Origin of the sequence: Anaeromassilibacillus sp. An250, assembly GCF_002159845.1 — a bacterium.
Taxonomy (GTDB): domain Bacteria; phylum Bacillota; class Clostridia; order Oscillospirales; family Acutalibacteraceae; genus Anaeromassilibacillus; species Anaeromassilibacillus stercoravium.
Genome location: NZ_NFJK01000004.1, coordinates 32,599 through 51,232, shown reverse-complemented (window position 1 = coordinate 51,232; position 18,634 = coordinate 32,599). Strand labels below are relative to the sequence as shown.

Genomic DNA, 18,634 nt, shown 5'->3' with positions numbered 1-18,634 from the left:
TTATAATAGAGACAATTGCATGGACTTCCCTGGGGCCTACCGCCCTTTGGGAAGAATTTCAGCTACCGGCGGAATTTGTCAACCCTTGAAAAGTTTCGGCCGTGTAGTTTGTATTATTACTAGAGGAGAGGAGGACGCGAGGTGGAACAGAAGGAGCAGGCGGAATTCACCGAACTGCTGCAAAAATATTCTTCTATGGTCCTGCGCATCGCTTTCTCCAATGTAAAAAACCTACAGGACGCCCAGGACATTGCGCAGGAGGTTTTTATCAGCGTGCTTACAAAGCGTCCGCAGTTTGACAGCGAAGAGCACGAAAAAGCGTGGTTGATCCGTGTCACCATCAACCGCTGCAAGAACCATGTCAAAAGCTTTTGGAACCGCCACACCGAAGGGCTCTCGGAGGACCTCAGCTATCTGCCCAAGGAGGAAACCGGCGTTATGCAGGCGGTCCTGGCTTTGCCGCAAAATTATCGCAACGTGATTCATCTTCACTATTACGAGGGTTACAGCATCAATGAAATCGCAGAACTTCTACATAAAAAGCCCGCCACGGTGGGCACCTGGCTGGCGCGCGGGCGCGCCGCCTTGAAAAAGAGTTTGAAAGGAGGGTTTGACGAATGAAACAGGACGAAGGCCGTGGGCCGCAGGAAAACACCGAACTCTATCGCGCCGCCATGGACCACCTCCGGCTTCCGGAGGACTTCGAGCAGCGCACGCTGGAGCTGGCGAAGAAACGCATGGAACAGGAGCAAGAAAAGCAAGCTGCAAAAGACGTCTGGCGCGCAAAGCCCTTTCACCGCCGTCCGGCGGCGCAGGTTTGTTTTGCCCTGCTGCTCCTGCTGGTGGTCGGCGTATTCCCTGTTTTGTATTTGACACAGCCCTCCTTATCCACACAGGCCACGGATGCCGCTGTCATGCAATATGATGCGGCAGGCGGGAACGGCGGTCTGGACGGTGGGGCAGAAGCCGGCGAAGCAGAACCCGAGGCGGGGGAACCGGAAGCAGCCCTTACCGCTGGGAACCCCGCAGAGGACCGTATGGATGAAGGCTGTATCCCGGAGGCTGCCTTCTTAGGAGGGGCGGCGGATGGCGAAGTGGAAGAGCAGGCGTCCATTTCCAGCCAGGACGCTGCCGTAGAAAAGCAAGTCCAGGACACCGCCTCAAGCGGGGCCGTGCCGCCGGACACCGGCACCCCCACAGCGAATTCCTCCTGCGCCCCGCAGGTTTTCCAGGAGGAGAACCCCATGCCGGTACAGGAAGGGGCCGGCGGCAGCGAGGCCATGGATCAATCGCCAACCCCCGGCGTGATGCTCCGCTCCACCCCGGAGGATGCCGGGCAGGCGCTGTTCTCTGCGGACGGCGGGACGCTGTACTTTCAGCCGGATCCCTCCAGCGAAAACGGCGGGAAACTGATGGTCTGGGACGGAACCACCCTGTCCGACACAGGGGTTTCAAACGCCGACAGCCTGCTTGCTGCCAACGGCGGATATTCTTACACATCGGAGAATAAACTGTATCATGGAACCTCCCTGGTGCGCGATTTCTCCGGGGAGGCGCTTCTCGGCACATCCTCCTTTACGCTGCGCGTGTTCGGCGCAGACAGCGGGTATCTCTATCTGTTCGCCAACAACAGCAACCCGTCCTCCGGCAGCGATGCCCCCTATGCCATCCTGCGCGTCACGCCGGATGGAACAACCGAGCAGATTTTGTTTACCGCCACCGGAGGTTCTACCGGCGGCAAGATTACCCAGGCCCTTCTCGCGGAGAACGGGGTCATCTACTTCTCCACGGAAGACGGCTTCTATGCGCTGCCCGCGTCCGGCGGCCAGCCGCGCCGCCTCACCGCCAACTACACATCCGTCCCGTTTTATCTCTGGGAGGGCGAGCTGTTCTTCATAGACGCCCAATCGAATCTCTGTGCTGTGCAGACAAACGGGGGCGGCGCCAGGAAGCTGGTGGACGGCCGCGTCCTCTACCAACCGGCTGTGTCCGGCGGGATCGTCTACTACACATTGGCGGCCTCCGACGCTTCCGCGTCAAACGCGATCTATGCGTTTGACCTGTCCACCGGGGACAACCGGCTTGTCCTGACCAATACCGCTGGCGGGGCGGACGATTTCTGCCAGCTTTTGCCCGCGCCGGACGGCCTGTTCCTGGCCAAAGCATCCGGGGAAATCTTTCATTTCCAGTCCGAGACGGGGGCTCTTACAAAAATTTCCTAAGCGGGAGGTCTGTATGGAAAAAGGGTTGATTCACATTTACTGCGGCGATGGGAAGGGGAAAACCACCGCCGCAGTCGGCCTATGTGCACGGGCCTGTGGCTGCGGCCAAAGAGTGCTCCTCGCCCAGTTCTTAAAGGACGATTCCTCCGGCGAGCTCTCTTCCCTTCGCCTGCTCCCCGGGTTTTCGTTGATCCCAGCCCCGAAGGTGGTCAAATTTACGTTTCAGATGAACGAAGCGGAGCGGCAGGAGGCCGCGCAGCGAAGCGCGCAGATGCTGGCGCAGGCGCGCCGGGCGGCCGAGGCCGGGGAATGCGACCTTCTGGTGCTGGACGAGTGCTTTGGGGCGCTCTCCACAGGCATGCTGGATACGGAGGCGCTGCTCGACTTCGTGGAGCACAAACCGCCCCATCTGGAATTGGTCCTGACCGGCCGCAACCCGCCGGAGGAATTCCTGGCCCTCGCGGATTACGTTTCGGAGATCCGCAAGGTAAAGCATCCCTACGACGTTGGAGTTGCCGCGCGGCGGGGGATTGAGTATTAATTTACAAAATAAGGGAAGCCCTTTTATGGGCTATTGGGAGAGCGAATACAGTATGCAAACCGATCTACGGGGTGCTGCATGGCGCAGATGGGCCATCGCAGTACCCATCCTTGTTTTTGTTGTGGTCGTGGCGGCCTTCCTGGTGGTGACGGTTGTGAACAGCCACCAGCCGGAGCCGCAGGAGAGCGTCTACCCGGAGGAGATCTTTGGCATCCCCGTCCACACGGAGCTGCTCCCGGAGACCTTGCCCGCCCGCCCCGGGGAACGGCGCACCATCAAATATGTGGTAATCCATGAGACGGGCAACACCGCCGAAGGTTCCGACGCCGCGGGCCACAGCGCCTATCTGTTGAGCGGGAAGAGCGGCGACACCTCCTGGCATTATACCGTGGACGACCACCAGATTTATCACCACATCCCGGACGATGAAATCGCCTGGCATGCGGGCGACCGGCGCACACGCGACGGCGGAAACCTCTGCGGCATCGGCGTGGAGCTCTGCGTCAACGAGGACGGCGACTTCGAAAAAACCTTTGACAACGCGGCCCGGCTGACCGCCTACCTGCTCGATACATACGGCCTCCAGCTCGGCGACGTCAAACAGCACGCGGACTTTATGGACAAAAATTGCCCCCAGACCATCCGGGACAACAACCGGTGGCCGGAATTTCTTGAAAAGGTCCACGAATACAAAAACCTCATTCCCTCTGAGGAATAAATTTCCCGCGGGCACGGCCTTCAATAGCCGTATCCGCGGGATTTTTGTATATTTGCAGCCCGTCCTAGGTGGCCGCTGCCATTCCCATGGGGCGCTTTCCTACAAACGCCAGGCCCGCTGCGGGATCCGCAAAATTTTTGCAAAATTTGAACCGCCCCCTTTCCCGCGACCATATAGGGAGTGAAGGGACTCTCCCCTGAAAATCCTCTCGTTCGAACAAAGGATGAAGCAACATTGAATATACAGGAATTGAACGAACTCATTCGCCTGCATGGCGCAGCCGTCTACAGCTTTTGCTGCCGGTTGGCCGCCAACCGGCCCGACGCGGAAGATCTCTACCAGGAGACCTTTCTGAAGGCCACTGAACTGTGCCGCAAAATTGACCGGTACGACAATCCAAAGGCCTTTTTGCTCGCGATCGCCCTCCGCCTGTGGAGGGACAAGCGCCGAAAATTTGCCCGGCGGCAGCGCATCGCCCCCATGGAATCCCTGCCGGAGGACGGCCCGCAAGGGCGTTTCACCGGGGCCAAAGAGGACCAGCCGGAAGAGATCGCCATCGCCCGCGAACAAGCGGAAATGGTCCGGCGGGCCGTAGAAGCGTTGGACGACGCGCACCGGGTCCCGCTGTATCTCTACTATACGGCGGAGCTGCCCATCGAGGAGATCGCCTCGTTGCTGAAGCTTCCCAAGGGGACGGTCAAAAGCCGGTTATACCATGCACGCAAAGCAATCCTGAAACGTTTGGAGGCTGCCGATCATGAATGAATCCGATCTGAACCGCCTGCTGCAGCAGGCGCTCGCGCCAAAAGAGTTCCCTTCTGACCAATTGAATCAAACCATCCGAAACCGTGTACAGGAGGAACAGACTATGAAACGGTTTTCCAAAAAGCGGCCGCTGGCGGCCGCGCTTGTTGCGGCGTTGGTCCTCGCCCTGTCCATCACCGGCTTTGCATCCTGGCGGTTCCTATCCGCTGGGGAGGCCGCCGAACACTCCGGCATGTCCAACCTCGCCCGTGCCTTTGAAAGCGGGGATGCGGTCTCCGTGAATCAAACCGTCGCCTCCGGCGGCTATACCTTTTCGTTCTTGGGCATCGCCTCGGGAGAAAACCTGAGCGGCTTCCAATCGGATTCCCAAGTGAACCCCAAGCGCACCTATGCGGTCCTCGCCATCGCCAAAACGGACGGGACAGCCATGGCAGCGGACGGCTCAGAGTCGTTCTTTGTTTCGCCCTTAATCAAGGGGCAAAAGCCCTGGCAGGTGAACATCACCACCATGAACGGCGGTTACACGGAATTTGCCGAAGGCGGCGTCCTTTACCGCCTGATCGAATGCGACGACATCGAGATGTTCGCGGACCGCGGGCTATACCTCTGCGTGAGCACCAGCGATTTTTACGACAAAAACGCCTTTACCTACGACGAGGAAACCGGGGAGATCACGACCAACCCGGATTACAGCGGCGCTTGCGCCCTGTTCGACCTGCCGCTCGACCCAGCGAAGGCGGACCGCGCCAAGGCGGACGCCTACCTGGAAACCCTTCTGGAACCGTGGGAGGACGATTCCCAGGAATCCAGCGGGGCAACCGGCACGGGCGATTGGGCGGATGCAATCGCCAACGGGACGGTCGTACCGGGCTCAGAACAGGCGGTCACCTACGACGAGGACGGGATGGCCCACTATTCCTTCGGCGGCTACAGTGAGACCTTTGACCCGGAGCTCTTGCTGGGGGACGGTTCGCTCGGCCCCTCCAGCTGCGCCTCCTTGACCGAGGATGCCGATGGGAACCCCTTGGCCATCTGTTATTACCGCAATGAACAGGGCGTTGTCATGGGAAAGGCCGTCCGTTTGCAGGAATTCCCCTCGCTGTTAAAGGAAGCCCAAGCGGAAGAATAGCGGCCCTTTCTTCCGGCGAATGACATTCCGAAACGGGTTCCATCCGCCTGAAAATAGCCCCCGCCCTTCGGAACTCTTTTTCATACCAATCCCAAATAGCACAGCAGGCCCGTTCCGGCGTTTGTTTCCGGAACGGGCCTGTTTTTCTATCTTTATAGAATGTTTGTCGATCAAATCCCTGGTCAGGAGCAATGGGAATACCCGCACTGGCGGCAGGTGACGCAGCCGCCCTCGTGCTCCAGCTTTGCGCCGCACTCCGGACAGAAGTGCATCCGGCCGGCGATGTCCACCGTGCCGCGCGGCTTCGGGGCCGGAGGCGCAAATTCCTTCCAGTGCCCCTGCTCCACCTGCTGGTTCCAGACTTTTTCGATCACGCGCGCAATTGCGTCCGGGCAGGACGTGCACTTGAGCCCCGGCTGCCGGATGGTGGACGGGCAGCGGATGCCGCGCAGCTGGTTGACGATCGTCTTGACGTCGATGCCGCTGCGCAGGGAGATCGAAACCAGTCGCGCGGTCGCTTCGCTCTGGGACGGGCATCCGCCCGCCTTGCCGGTGTTCGTGAAGACCTCGCAGATGCCCTTGTCGTCGTAGTTGACCGTGACATAGAGGTTCCCGCAGCCGATCTGCATGCGCTCGGTCACGCCCTGCACCAGGTCCGGGCGGAGACGCGGGACAATGGGCGCAGCTGCGCCGTCCTGCGGCTCCTTCCCCTCGCCCTCCTTGTTGACCTTGCCGATGTTGAGCACCTGCTCGCTGCGGCTGCCGTCGCGGTAGATCGTCACGCCCTTGCAGCCCAGATGGAACGCTAGGCTGTACACCTCCGCGACCTCTTCCCGCGTTGCATCGTGGCGGAAATTGACCGTCTTGGAAACCGCATTGTCCGTGCCGCGCTGGAAGGCCGCCTGCATCCGGATGTGATCCTCCGGGCTGATGTCGTGCGCCGAGACAAATACCCGGCGCAGGTCCTCCGGAAGCTCCTCGATGTGGGCGATGGTGCCCTCCTTGGCGATCCGCCGCATCAGCCCTTCGGAGTACAGGCCGCGCTTTTCCAATTCCTCCCGGAGGATGGGGTTGACCTCGACCATCTCGGTCCCGTCCATGATGTTGCGGATAAACACATAGCCGAACACCGGCTCCACGCCGGAAGAGCACCCCGCGATGATCGAGAGGGTGCCGGTGGGCGCAATCGTGCTGATCGTCCCGTTGCGCTGCGGCGTATCCTGCGGCAAAATGCTCTCTTCAAACAGCGGGAACGCGCCGCGCTGTACCGCGAGGGCCGCGCTCTCTTCGCGGCCACAGGCGGTGATGAATTTCATCACCTTTTCCCCGAGCGCCACCGCCTCCTGGGAGTTGTACGGGATGCCCATCCGGAGCAGGCTGTCCGCCCAGCCCATCACGCCCAAGCCGATCTTCCGGGTCTGCTTGGTCACGCGGTCGATGTTCTCGAGCGGGTACTTGTTCGCGTCGATCACATTGTCCAGGAAATGGACCGCGTCCTTCGCGGTGCGCTCCAGTTTCTTCCAGTCAAAGGAATAGACGCCGTCCTCTTCCTTGAGCATCTTTGTCAGGTTGATCGACCCCAGGTTGCACGATTCATACGGCAGCAGCGGCTGCTCCCCGCACGGGTTTGTGGATTCGATCTCCCCCTGGGATGGGACGATGTTGTCGCGGTTCAGGCGGTCCAGGAAGATGATCCCCGGTTCGCCGTTGCGCCACGCCGCGTCCACGATGCGCTCAAACACATCCCGCGCGCGCAGCTTCTGCACCACTTTCCGGGTGTGCGGGTCAACCAGCTCATAATCCCCGCCGGACTCCACCGCATTCATAAATTTCTCTGTGAGGCCTACGGAAATATTGAAGTTGTTGATCTCGGAATTGTTGCTCTTGCAGTCGATGAACTCCAAAATATCCGGATGATCCACGCGCAAAATGCCCATATTGGCGCCGCGGCGCGTCCCGCCCTGCTTGACCGCCTCTGTCGCCATGTTGAACACCTTCATAAAGCTGATCGGGCCGGAGGCCACGCCGCCCGTGGAGTTGACCGTGCTCCCCTTCTGGCGCAGGCGGGAAAACGAAAAGCCCGTCCCGCCGCCGCTCTTGTGGATCAGGGCCGCCTGCTTGATCGCTTCGAAGATCTCGTCCATGCTGTCCTCCACCGGCAGCACAAAGCACGCGGAGAGCTGGCCGAGCGGCCTGCCCGCGTTCATCAGCGTCGGGGAATTCGGCAGGAATTCCAGGTTAGTCATCATATCGTAAAAGGTCTTCTTGGTCCGCTCCACGTCGGCGTTTTTGTCGTGCAGCAGGTCGGAGGCCGCAATCGCCCCCGCCACGCGCTGGAACATGCCGTCCACACTCTCAATCGCCTTCCCGTCCGCATCCTTGATTAAATAGCGCTTCTCCAACACCAGCCGCGCATTTTCCGAAACTCCCATGAACGTTCCTCCTATATTGATTTCTATGGCTGCGGGCCCGTCCCCTTTTTGGCGCCCGCGTCTTCCATCCATTCCAGGCATCTCCCATGCCGCATACCATATATTGTACCACAGGATCGACCGTTGTCAATCGGTGGGGGCATCATTTGCTTTGCATTCCAAACTTGTTTTTTCTCCCTCTGCCCGGCGCGCCTTGCGCCCCATAAGGCGCAAAAACGTCCGTGCGCCGTAAATGGGCCGCGGACGTTTTATCATTCTATACCTGCATCCCGTGAAAAAGGTGCTCCAACTCTTTTTGGCTTTTTAATCCCAGCTTTTTGAGAAGTGCGGTCTTCTGGTTCGCAATGGTCTTTTGGGAGGACTGCAAGTGGACGTCCCTCCCCAGCATCATCAGGCAGACCGATTGCTCCGCTGGCGAAAGGTCGGCCAAAATCAGGGAAGCAATCAGATACTCCTGCGGCGTCGGGCCCTCCGCCGTCTGCCGCACAGTCTCTGTCAGGATACTAAACTGGCTTTTAAACACATAGGACGACGCAAACGAACGCTTACAGGCGTCGATCACAATGGACTGCGCTTCAAAGGCAGTCACAAGGATCACCTTCGCGCGCGTATACAGGCGGATTTTGCGCGCCGCCTCGATGCCGTCCAATTCCTCTAAGGAGAGGTTCAAATCCATCAACACAATGTCTGGGTCGAGCCTTTGGGCCAGATACACCGCCTCCTCGCCGCTGGCCGTACTCCCCAAGATCCGCATGTCGGGTTCCCGGCCCAATGTGTCGCCGATCAAAAAGCAAAAATCGTCGTCGTCCTCAACCACCAGGACGCCGATTGTTCCGTCCTTCACCCCAATCCTCCTTCTCAACCTTTATTCCCCTGGGAAACGCAGTACAAACGTTGTCCCGCGCGTTTCGTTCTGCCGGGCTTGGATGCTGCCCCCGTGCTTGCGCATCACATTCCGGCAGTAATAGAGCCCCAGCCCGATGTGATGGCCGTTGGTTTTGGTCGTGTAATACGGGCTAAACAGCTGCCCCAAATGTTCCTTTGCGATGCCGTCCCCGGTATCGGACACGCAGATCTGATACCCACGGCCTGTGGGCTTCCCCTCCACGGTGATGCTGCCTTGCCCGCGCATGGCCTCCCCAGCGTTGTTCAACAGGTTGTTGAGCACCTCCGTCAGATGCGCCCGGTCACAGAACAATTCGTCCCCCTCCCCACAGCGGACCTCCACCTGGACCCCCGGAGAGAGCTTCCGGTAATCCGCTGCACAGGCCTCCAAAAGCGGGGCTATTTGCAGCACCTGCCGGTTCAGGACGATGTCTTTGGAATAGTGGAGCGCTTTGCCGGACAGCTCCTTCAAGCGCGTGGTCGACCGCAGGATGATGTCGGCATAATCCGCTGCTTCCTCCGGCGCGGACTGTTGGATATTTTGGGCGCACCATTCGATTTTGACCACTTCATTCTTCAGCATATGCCGTAAGAACTGCGCGCTTTGGTTCACCAATTTGCCGTCCTGATTCCATTCATACGATTCATGTTGGAAGCGCGCACCCATAAATCCGCCTTTGAAGGCATTGTATAAATAGAAGATAATCAGGAACAGGATAATCGGCAAGTTTCCCTGCCACGCCTTAAAAAGGCCCTTCAGGTCCAACAGGTGAATCAGGAATGCGCTGATTAATTGATACCAGATCGGCACCAAGACCAGGATGGCCACCATCTTTTTCTGCCGGTATACGGCTGTCCGCCGCTCCCGCCAAAGCGTTCCGAGCAGCAAAACCGTCAGCAGGACCCCGTAAAGCCAGTTGTAGAGGGCTGCACAAAGATAGTACGTCCGGTCGTACAGCTGGTAGTAGCGGGTTTCCAGATAGGGATAAAAGACGCCAAACAGCAGCGCCGGCACAAAGACCCCTATGCGCGCCCAACGGAAAAGCTTTGGGCGGCGCTCATCCATACGGCTGAAATAGAAGCCAAACACCAGGGCGGCGGGCATGGCGAAATAGTACAACACCGCCGTGAGCACAGAATAAATATCCAGGGAGAGCTCCTCGGTCATCCATCCGGGCCACGCCTGCATGACCGCTGGGAACAGCGTAAAATAGAGGTACTCTTTGAATACGCCCATGCTGAAGCACATCCCGCTGATAAAGCACCAACGGTTCAGCCGGTTGTGCCGGTTCCCAAGATAGACCAGGAAAAACAGCACCCAAATCAGGAGGGTGAACAACAATAAAAATTCCCCCGGCAGCCCTTTTGAAGTCCCAATCAACATCGCCTTCCACCCTCAAGCACTTTTCTTTCATTATACACGTTTTTTGGGGCGCTGGGGGAAGCGCTTCCAAAAAAAAGGGCCCGATATTCCCAAAGTTTTTAGGAAGACAGTCACAGCAAACTATGCTATAATGAAACCGTCAATTTTCAATCGGGATCACCTGATTTCGAGAAAAGCCACGGCATTTTTTCTGCAAATGTTGGAAAATTATTCACATATTTTCGGTTGAAATTTTGGCCACTGTCCGGTATTATAGATTTCATATGGAATGGTTTCTGAGTGAAAGGGTAGAAAGGTGAAAGAACGGTTATGAAAAACAAGTGGATTCTTCTTCCTGTGGCAGCTGCTTTATTGCTCACCTCCTGTCAAAGCGCCAGCGGTGCGGCGGTCTACCGCAACAATCCGCTCGAGCTCGCGCAAAGGGTGGGACAAACCGTGCAGAAATCCACCGAAATTCACTTATCCGCTGATTTTGCGGAACCCACGCCGCAGGAATCGCTTTCTGCTTGCCTACACTATATTGCGGCCAATCAAGAGCGCTATTTGAGCTACCAGTCCGCACACCCGGAGATGTCCCCCTGGGACGTTGTCACCTATGTGAACATCGGCCTGGATCATCCGTTTTACACCAACATTCAGACCGTCAGCGACCCTGCCGGCCTGTTGGCGCTTTGCAACAAATATTGGAAACTTCCGGACGGCTATGAACCTTCCGATTTGCGCCCGCTTTCGTCCCGGGTTGCTGTGGGTGTCTCCAATCAAATGCGTTCCGAGGCGGCCGGCGCCTTTGAACAGCTCTGTGCGGATGCGAAAAAAGAGGGATACACTATCCTGGCGCAATCCGCCTACCGCAGCTATGCCCGGCAGAAATCCCTCTATTCTCAATACGCCGCCCAGGACGGGACGGAGGGCGCAGACGTCTACAGCTCGCGCGCCGGCCATTCGGACCACCAAACGGGCCTGGTGGTGGACGTCAAAAACGCCTCGCTCCCCTACAACCGCTTTGGCGAGACGGCGGAGTACCAATGGGCGAAGGACAATATCTATAAATACGGGTTTATCATCCACTATCCTGAGGGGAAACAGGCGATCACCGGCTATAAGACGGAGGAATGGCACTGGCGCTATGTGGGGAAAAAGGCGGCGGCGGAAATCCACAGCCTTGGCCTCACCCTGGACGAATATTGCGCGATCTTCCTGGCCAACCCGGGCAGCGGTGTCCCCGCTTTGACCTCCGACACGCCGGATACGCTCTCCCTTGCGCAGGGAAGCTCGTATACCTTTGCGTTCCAGCCATCCGGAGCCCTCGCCGTCCCCACCTTTACCACCGGCGACGGGACCATTCTCTCCACCGCCGGGCTGCGGTTCCGCAGCGGCACGTATCTGCTCTCGGTGCAGGGGCTGGCCCCGGGAAGCACCAACCTCTATGCGACCTTTGATGGACAAGCCCCCATCCGGCTTTGTTCCGTCACCGTCGAAGGATGATCTATCGGGCAGTCTGTACCAGCGCTGTCCGTGCCTTTTTCGGCGCTATGCAAGTTTCAGCCATTGTTTTCTATGATTTCCTCGGACCGTATGGCGGCCATCGCCCCATGCGGTCCGTTCTGTTTTGCGCAAAGCGCAGTGCAACCAAAAAGATTGCGCACGGCAGCCGGCCGGTCGTAAATTGCCCCGCGCCTGCGCCAGTCCATCCGGCACAGCGGCCCTTGACAAACACAAACTTTTCGCGAATAATAGATTCATATCCCTAAGTTGCACAGGAGGCGTGAAGGATGAGACAATGTATGGACGCGGATAATTTGCACCGCCGTTTGAAAAAGATCATCGGCCAGGTGCAGGCCATCGATCGGATGGTCGACGAAGACGTGCCCTGCGAGGACGTTCTTTCCCAGATCAATGCTGCAAAATCAGCGCTGCACAAGGTCGGCCAGGTTGTTTTGGAGGGCCATATCCAGCACTGTGTACGCGATGGGATCGAACACGGGGACGCAGACAAGACCATCGAGAACTTTACAAAAGCGGTTGAACGCTTTTCCAACATGACATGATTTTGCACACCGGCTGTACAAAACGGCCGGTGCTTTTTTATATCCATCGCCGGACTTGGAACATGTCCCCCGCTTCTTTTGCAAGTCCCTCACAAAACGCCTATAAAGATTACGCTCTATTTTCATTTCTTACCCCCACTATAAGATTTCTGTGCCCTTCTGGCAATCATCCATTTGCCCAATCCGCACGTACTTCTTTCTAAAAAATTTTTTGCATACTTGACAACCTATACCCGTATAGGTATTATATACATATACCCCCATAGGTATAGAAAGAAGGGTGCTCTATGCAAGCATTGGAACGGTTTTTAGAATGGGGCGGGCTGAAAAAAGACATCGCCTGTCTTGTTCTCTCCGGGATTTCCTTAGTCATCAGCATTTTCCATCTGCTTCCCCTCCCCTTTGACGCCGCCTGGGTTGCGATTATCCTTTGCGGCGTCCCCATCCTTTTGGAAGCCTTCATCGGGCTTGTAACCGCCTTTGACATCAAGGCCGATGTGCTGGTGTCCATCGCTTTGATCGCCTCGGTGCTCATTGGGGAAGATTTCGCCGCCGGTGAGATCGCGTTTATCATGCAGCTGGGCGCCCTTTTGGAGGATCTGACCGTTGCAAAAGCGCGCGCCGGCATCGAAAAGCTGGTCCATCTAACCCCCCAGACCGCCCGCAGGCTTGCCGGCGGCCAGGAGGAAATCATCCCCGCCGAACAGGTTTGCGTGGGCGACCTGCTCCGCGTCCTCCCCGGGGAAACCATCCCGGTGGACGGGAAGATCGTCTCCGGCGAAACGTCGATCAACCAGGCGGTCATGACCGGCGAGTCCCTGCCCGTGGACAAACATCCCGGTGACCCGGTATCCAGCGGGACTGTCAACCAATTCGGTTCCTTCGATATGAAGGCGGCCAAGGTGGGAGAGGACAGCTCCATCCAGCGCATGATCCGCCTGGTGCAGTCGGCAGACGCCGGGAAAGCGAAGATTGTCGGCATTGCAGACCGGTGGGCAACCTGGATTGTTGTGATTGCCCTCAGCGCAGCCGCCTTGACCTGGCTGATCACCGGGGAGATCATCCGGGCGGTGACCATTCTGGTGGTCTTTTGTCCCTGCGCCCTGGTCTTGGCCACCCCCACCGCCATCATGGCCGCGATTGGGAATGCCACCAAACACAGCTTTCTCGTGCGCGAGGGCGATGCTTTGGAGCGGCTTGCATCCGTCTCCAAGATCACGTTTGACAAAACGGGGACGCTCACCTATGGGAAACCGGAGGTCGTCGCCGTCCACAGCCTTTCGGACCATTTTGCAAAGGAGGACCTGTTCCTCTACGCGGCCAGCGTCGAATCGCACTCCGAGCATCCCTTGGGAAAGGCGATTGTATCCAGCTATGGCCGCAAAGGCAAACGGGAACTCTTCCCGGTTGACCAATTCCAAATGCTCCCGGGGCGGGGCGTAAAGGCGCGGATCGGCGGAAAGGAAGTCCTGGCAGGAAATGGGGAACTGCTCGCGGAGGAAAATATTCCGACTCGTGCGGCGAAAGAACCGGCCGGCCGGTATCTCGGCCAGGGGTGCACGGTCATCTATCTGGCGATCGATCACACCCTCGCGGGATTCCTTGCGCTCTCCGATACGCTGCGCGAGGACGCCAAAGCGATGATCCGCGCTGTAAAGGAGGCAGGCGTCACCCCCGTCCTACTGACCGGCGACCACGAGAATGCTGCGCAGACCATCGCCCAACAGCTCGAAATCGACGAGGTCCATGCGGGCTGCCTGCCGGAGGACAAGCTACACTGGATTGACACCTACCAGAAGGAGCGGCATTATGTCTGCATGATCGGGGACGGCATCAACGATGCACCCGCACTGAAAAAGGCGTATGTGGGCATTGCCATGGGAGGCGTGGGAAGCGACATCGCCGTGGACGCCGCCGACATCGCGCTGGTCAACGACGACATCAAGGAGCTGCCCCACCTTTTGCGCCTGGCAAAGCGCATGATGGTCACCATCAAATGCAATTTGACGTTCTCCATGGCCCTAAATTTCATTGCGATCGTCTTGGCGATGACCGGCATTTTGAACCCTGTGGTCGGCGCGCTGGTCCATAATGCGGGCTCTGTGCTCGTCATCGTCAATTCCTCCTTGCTTTTGAAATGGAGGAAAAAGCGCTAAGAAATCTTCCATGTATCATGTATTTTTACCCCGCAGACATTTAAAAACAAATCGCTCATTCGCTTTTATGATCTCTTGAATGTACCATTCCTACGGAAATACAATTGTCAGAGAACCAGCGGCTTGGATTTTCAAAGCCGCCGGTTCTTCGATTGTATATATACAAATTGTATAATTTAAATTAATATATCTATTTGTTATATCCCTATTGGATTTCTTTGATGCGGTACCTCCCCCAGCAGCAGTGTTACGTGCAGAACCGTATTTTAAAGCATGGAGTGCGCCATCATTTCTGGCGTGGTGTAAGGTTTCTGCGTTCCTGGATGCTCCGTTGGAGTTCTCGAGGATGTTCCAACGATTCTGAAAATGATATGGGAAAACAAAACCAAATATTGGGTTTCAATCGTATTTCCTATTGCAACATAAAAAATCCCCTGCTGCGTGATGCAGCAGGGGATTTCACCTGTTGTGTCAAAAAGGGATTTGCTGGGGGAATGCGATTTATTCTGCGATTTCGCCCTTGGAGAGCTTCTCGAGGTGCTCGTAGTTCTCCTTCGCGACCTTCTCTGCCTCTGTGAAGAGCTTCTCTGCACGCTCCGGGAACGCACGGGTCAGGGAGTTGTAACGAACCTCGCCCATGATGAAGTCACGATAGCTGGCGGTCGGCGCCTTGCTGTCGAGATGGAACGGATTCTTGCCCTCTTCCTTGAGTCTCGGATCATAGCGGAAGTTCTGCCAGTAGCCAGCCTCAACTGCCTTCTTCTCTTCCTTCTGTGCAATGCTCATGCCGCCCTTGATGCCGTGGTTGATGCAGGGAGCATACGCAATGATGAGGGACGGGCCGTTGTAGCTTTCTGCCTCGGTGATCGCCTTGATGCACTGGTTGTAGTCAGCGCCCATTGCAACGTGAGCAACATAGACATAGCCATAGCTCATTGCGATAGCCGGGAGGTCCTTCTTCTTCGTCGCCTTACCGGTTGCCGCGAACTGTGCCACGGAGCCGATCGGGGTGGACTTGGAAGCCTGGCCGCCGGTGTTGGAATAAACCTCGGTGTCGAATACCAGGATGTTGACGTTCTCGCCGGAAGCGATGACGTGATCCAGGCCGCCGAAGCCGATGTCATATGCCCAGCCGTCGCCGCCGAAGATCCACATGGACTTCTTCGCGAGGAAGTCTTTGTCCTTCAAGGTCTTCTGGGACAGCTCGCAGCCAGCCGCAGCAGCCTTCTCCAGCTCCGGAATCAGAGCGTCGGTCGCCGCACGGTTAAGCTTGCTGTCGTCGAAGGTATCCAGATAGTTCTTGCAAGCTTCCTTCATCTCCGCGGAGGACTTATCGGAAGCTGCGATCTGCTCAACATATTCGGCCAATCTGCCGCGGATCGCCTTCTGAGCGAGCGTCATGCCGTAGCCGAACTCTGCGTTATCTTCAAACAGGGAGTTGGACCATGCCGGGCCATGTCCCTTCTCGTTGCGGGTGTACGGAGTAGCCGGTGCGGAACCGCCCCAGATGGAGGAGCAGCCCGTTGCGTTGGCGATATACATTCTGTCGCCGAACAGCTGGGTGACCAGCTTAGCATACGGGGTCTCGCCGCAGCCTGCGCAGGCGCCGGAGAATTCAAGCAGCGGCTGCTTGAACTGGCTGCCCTTGACGGTGGTCTCCTTGAACTTGTCGATGACTTCCTGTTTCGGGCCAATCTTGCGGCCATATTCGAAGCCTTCCTGGCTCTGCAGCTGGGTCTCCATCGGCTTCATGACGAGCGCCTTCTCGCCCTTCATGCCCGGGCAAACCTGTGCGCAGGAACCGCAGCCGGAGCAGTCCATCGCGGAAATGGTCATTGCGAACTTCATGCCCGGCATGCCGGTCATGTCCTTGTACTTCATGCCAGCCGGTGCATTGGCGGCCTCTTCCTCTGTCAGAGCGACCGGGCGGATAACCGCGTGCGGGCAGACATAGGAGCAGAAGTTACACTGGATGCAGTTCTGCGGGTTCCATTCCGGAATATCGATTGCAATGCAGCGCTTCTCGTAAGCGGAAGAGCCAGCCGGAGCCGTGCCGTCCTCCATGCCGAGGTCGACAAACGTGGAAACCGGCAGTTCATTGCCTTTGTATTTGTTGCAGGGATTCAAGAAGTTCTTGACATATGCCACGGTGTCCGCATTGCCCTCGATGGCAACGTCGGCCTTCGCCTCGTCCACGGCGTTCTTCCAGGACTCCGGCACATTGACCTTGTGGTACTCGTTCGCGCCGCGCTCGATGGCCTCGTGGTTCATGGCGACGATCTTCTCGCCCTTCTTGCTGTAGGACTTGGTAGCGGCGTCCTTCATGTACTGGATCGCCTGGTCCTTCGGGATGATGTTTGCGATGCTGAAGAATGCGGACTGCAGGATGGTGTTGATGCGGCCACCCAGGCCGATCTCCTTGCCCAGCTTCACACCGTCGATGGTGTAGAAGTTGATGTTGTTGTCCGCGATATACTTCTTCATCTTGGCCGGCAGGTGCTGGTCAAGCTCTTCATCGCTCCACAGGCAGTTCAGCAGGAAGCTGCCGCCCGGCTTAACGTCCTGAACCATGTCATACTCGTTGACATAGGACGGCTTATGGCAGGCTACGAAGTCAGCCTGGCTGATATAATAGGTGGACTTGATCGGCTTGTCGCCAAAACGCAGGTGAGAAACCGTCAGGCCGCCGGACTTCTTGGAGTCATAGGCAAAATAGCCCTGTGCATACATATCGGTGTGGTCGCCGATGATCTTGATGGAGTTCTTGTTTGCGCCGACGGTGCCGTCTGCGCCCAGGCCCCAGAACTTGCAGGAGGTGATGCCCTTCGGCGTGGTGTCCGGGTTCTCCTTGATCTCAAGGGAGAGGTTGGTCACATCGTCCACGATGCCGATGGTGAAGCGCTTCTTCGGGGTCTCGGACTCCATGTTGCGGTATACAGCGACGATCTGGCCCGGGGTGGTATCCTTGGAACCGAGGCCATAGCGGCCGGTGTAAACCTTCACGGTGCCGAACTTCGTGCCGGACAGAGCAGCCAGCACATCCAGATACAGCGGCTCGCCGATGGAACCGGGCTCTCTGGTGCGGTCGAGAACGGAAATCGTCTTCACCGTCTCCGGCAGGACGTCCGTCAGATACTCCGCTACAAACGGACGATAGAGGTGAACCTTTACAAGGCCAACCTTGTCGCCGGCAGCGTTCAGATAGTCAACCACTTCTTCTGCGCATTCGCAGACGGAACCCATGGCGACGATCACGCGCTCTGCGTCCGGTGCGCCATAGTAGTTGAAGGGCTTGTAATCGGTGCCGATCTTTGCATTGACCTGGTTCATGTAGTCAACCACAACGGCCGGCAGCTCGTCGTAATATTTGTTGCCAGCCTCGCTCGCCTGGAAGAACGTGTCGTCGTTCTGCGCAGTGCCGCGGGTGACCGGATGCTCCGGGTTCAGGGAACGGCGGCGGAACGCATCAACCGCATCCCAATCGAGCATGTCGGCCAGATCTTTGTAATCCCATACTTCAATCTTCTGAATCTCGTGGGATGTCCGGAAGCCGTCGAAGAAATGGAGGAACGGCACGCGGCCCTTAATAGCAGCAAGGTGCGCTACAGCGCCCAGGTCCATAGCCTCTTGGGGGCTGTTGGAGCAGAGCATCGCATAGCCGGTCTGGCGGCATGCATACACGTCGGAGTGATCGCCGAAGATGCACAGCGCATGAGTCGACAGCGAACGGGCGGAGCAATGAATAACGCTCGGAAGGAATTCGCCTGCGATCTTATACATATTCGGGATCATCAGGAGCAACCCCTGGGAAGCGGTGTAAGTGGTGGTCAAAGCGCCAGCCGCGAGGGAACCGTGCACTGCACCGGCAGCGCCTGCTTCGGACTGCATCTCCGTAACCTGTACTTCTCTTCCGAAAAGATTCTTTCTGTTTGCAGCAGCGTACTTGTCCGTCTCATCCGCCATCGGGGAAGACGGGGTGATCGGATAGATTGCGGCAACGTCCGTAAACGCATACGATACATGCGCGGTGGCGGTATTGCCGTCCATGGTTTTTCTTTGTCTTGCCATTCTAATATTTTCCTCCTTTTAAGGATCTTGTAATCTCCCGGTACAATTTACACCCACACTGTACCAATCTAAATTTTAGCATCTTTTATGGCGCATGTAAAGGAAAAAAACCGGATTTATCCAGAGAATTCCGCAGAATATTCGTTTTGCCCCCATAGAAAAATTTCTTTCCCAGGCCGGGCCAATCCTCTTTGCTCCGCCAAAACGCCCTAGCGGCGCATAACTTTTCAAAATGGGCGTTCCGTAGGGATTATGCCGCTGTATCGCGATTGACAGCTCCCCTCGG

Annotated in this window: 14 protein-coding genes; 10 read left to right on the top strand and 4 right to left on the bottom strand. The window is 57.3% G+C overall.

All coding sequences use genetic code 11. The features are described 5' to 3' along the window. The first annotated feature begins 141 nt into the window (after nucleotides 1–141). The 6 genes from B5F54_RS04515 to B5F54_RS04490 all read left to right on the top strand — a co-directional run bounded on the left by B5F54_RS04515 (nucleotide 142) and on the right by B5F54_RS04490 (nucleotide 5,375). A complete protein-coding gene (locus B5F54_RS04515; RefSeq protein ID WP_242969631.1) occupies nucleotides 142–621 on the top strand; it encodes an RNA polymerase sigma factor in 480 nt (159 codons plus the stop codon). Beyond that, a complete protein-coding gene (locus tag B5F54_RS04510) occupies nucleotides 618–2,222 on the top strand; it encodes a DUF5050 domain-containing protein (RefSeq protein ID WP_087231121.1) in 1,605 nt (534 codons plus the stop codon). The genes B5F54_RS04515 and B5F54_RS04510 overlap by 4 nt, the downstream gene beginning before the upstream one ends. Nucleotides 2,223–2,235: 13 nt before the next feature. Continuing rightward, complete coding sequence (locus B5F54_RS04505) at nucleotides 2,236–2,763, top strand: cob(I)yrinic acid a,c-diamide adenosyltransferase (RefSeq protein WP_087231118.1); 528 nt, start codon at nucleotides 2,236–2,238, stop codon at nucleotides 2,761–2,763. Nucleotides 2,764–2,788: 25 nt separating this feature from the next. Continuing rightward, nucleotides 2,789–3,481 (top strand): peptidoglycan recognition protein family protein, encoded by a 693-nt coding sequence (locus B5F54_RS04500; protein WP_087231115.1) that lies wholly within the window; start codon nucleotides 2,789–2,791, stop codon nucleotides 3,479–3,481. 234 nt (nucleotides 3,482–3,715) lie between these two features. Then, nucleotides 3,716–4,246 (top strand): RNA polymerase sigma factor, encoded by a 531-nt coding sequence (locus B5F54_RS04495; protein ID WP_087231112.1) that lies wholly within the window; start codon nucleotides 3,716–3,718, stop codon nucleotides 4,244–4,246. Further along, nucleotides 4,239–5,375, top strand: a complete 1,137-nt coding sequence (locus B5F54_RS04490; protein ID WP_087231109.1) for a hypothetical protein — start codon at nucleotides 4,239–4,241, stop codon at nucleotides 5,373–5,375. Before B5F54_RS04495 ends, B5F54_RS04490 begins: the two co-directional genes overlap by 8 nt. Nucleotides 5,376–5,557: 182 nt before the next feature. Here B5F54_RS04490 and B5F54_RS04485 read toward each other — a convergent pair whose 3' ends face one another. From B5F54_RS04485 to B5F54_RS04475, 3 genes are all read right to left on the bottom strand, one after another. Beyond that, on the bottom strand, nucleotides 5,558–7,807 hold the full coding sequence (locus B5F54_RS04485) for a vitamin B12-dependent ribonucleotide reductase (protein ID WP_087231106.1): 2,250 nt from the start codon (nucleotides 7,805–7,807) through the stop codon (nucleotides 5,558–5,560). A gap of 256 nt (nucleotides 7,808–8,063) precedes the next feature. Next, nucleotides 8,064–8,651 (bottom strand): response regulator, encoded by a 588-nt coding sequence (locus B5F54_RS04480; protein WP_087231104.1) that lies wholly within the window; start codon nucleotides 8,649–8,651, stop codon nucleotides 8,064–8,066. 21 nt (nucleotides 8,652–8,672) lie between these two features. Further along, on the bottom strand, nucleotides 8,673–10,034 hold the full coding sequence (locus B5F54_RS04475) for a sensor histidine kinase (protein WP_172749572.1): 1,362 nt from the start codon (nucleotides 10,032–10,034) through the stop codon (nucleotides 8,673–8,675). Between B5F54_RS04475 and B5F54_RS17535 the strand changes: the two genes are divergently transcribed. From B5F54_RS17535 to B5F54_RS04460, 4 genes are all read left to right on the top strand, one after another. Then, complete coding sequence (locus B5F54_RS17535) at nucleotides 10,024–10,305, top strand: hypothetical protein (RefSeq protein ID WP_172749571.1); 282 nt, start codon at nucleotides 10,024–10,026, stop codon at nucleotides 10,303–10,305. The two genes, B5F54_RS04475 and B5F54_RS17535, sit on opposite strands and share 11 nt — an antisense overlap. Before the next feature lie 80 nt (nucleotides 10,306–10,385). Beyond that, on the top strand, nucleotides 10,386–11,561 hold the full coding sequence (locus tag B5F54_RS04470) for a M15 family metallopeptidase (RefSeq protein ID WP_087231098.1): 1,176 nt from the start codon (nucleotides 10,386–10,388) through the stop codon (nucleotides 11,559–11,561). 287 nt (nucleotides 11,562–11,848) lie between these two features. Continuing rightward, nucleotides 11,849–12,124 carry a metal-sensing transcriptional repressor gene (locus B5F54_RS04465; RefSeq protein ID WP_087231095.1) on the top strand — a complete coding sequence of 92 codons (276 nt, stop codon included), beginning with the start codon at nucleotides 11,849–11,851 and terminating at the stop codon, nucleotides 12,122–12,124. 287 nt (nucleotides 12,125–12,411) lie between these two features. Beyond that, on the top strand, nucleotides 12,412–14,280 hold the full coding sequence (locus B5F54_RS04460; RefSeq protein WP_087231092.1) for a heavy metal translocating P-type ATPase: 1,869 nt from the start codon (nucleotides 12,412–12,414) through the stop codon (nucleotides 14,278–14,280). 501 nt (nucleotides 14,281–14,781) lie between these two features. Here the strand turns inward: B5F54_RS04460 and nifJ are convergent. Beyond that, nucleotides 14,782–18,348, bottom strand: a complete 3,567-nt coding sequence (nifJ, locus tag B5F54_RS04455; protein WP_087231089.1) for a pyruvate:ferredoxin (flavodoxin) oxidoreductase — start codon at nucleotides 18,346–18,348, stop codon at nucleotides 14,782–14,784. Nucleotides 18,349–18,634 lie beyond the last annotated feature (286 nt).

Excerpts from the sequence above, each read along its gene's own strand:
- B5F54_RS04510 (WP_087231121.1), top strand. The coding sequence starts at position 618 with ATGAAACAGGACGAAGGCCGTGGGCCGCAGGAAAACACCGAACTCTAT.
- B5F54_RS04505 (WP_087231118.1), top strand. The coding sequence starts at position 2,236 with ATGGAAAAAGGGTTGATTCACATTTACTGCGGCGATGGGAAGGGGAAA.
- B5F54_RS04500 (WP_087231115.1), top strand. The coding sequence starts at position 2,789 with ATGGGCTATTGGGAGAGCGAATACAGTATGCAAACCGATCTACGGGGT.
- B5F54_RS04490 (WP_087231109.1), top strand. The coding sequence starts at position 4,239 with ATGAATGAATCCGATCTGAACCGCCTGCTGCAGCAGGCGCTCGCGCCA.
- B5F54_RS04485 (WP_087231106.1), bottom strand. The coding sequence starts at position 7,807 with ATGGGAGTTTCGGAAAATGCGCGGCTGGTGTTGGAGAAGCGCTATTTA.
- B5F54_RS04470 (WP_087231098.1), top strand. The coding sequence starts at position 10,386 with ATGAAAAACAAGTGGATTCTTCTTCCTGTGGCAGCTGCTTTATTGCTC.
- B5F54_RS04465 (WP_087231095.1), top strand. The coding sequence starts at position 11,849 with ATGAGACAATGTATGGACGCGGATAATTTGCACCGCCGTTTGAAAAAG.
- B5F54_RS04460 (WP_087231092.1), top strand. The coding sequence starts at position 12,412 with ATGCAAGCATTGGAACGGTTTTTAGAATGGGGCGGGCTGAAAAAAGAC.
- nifJ (WP_087231089.1), bottom strand. The coding sequence starts at position 18,348 with ATGGCAAGACAAAGAAAAACCATGGACGGCAATACCGCCACCGCGCAT.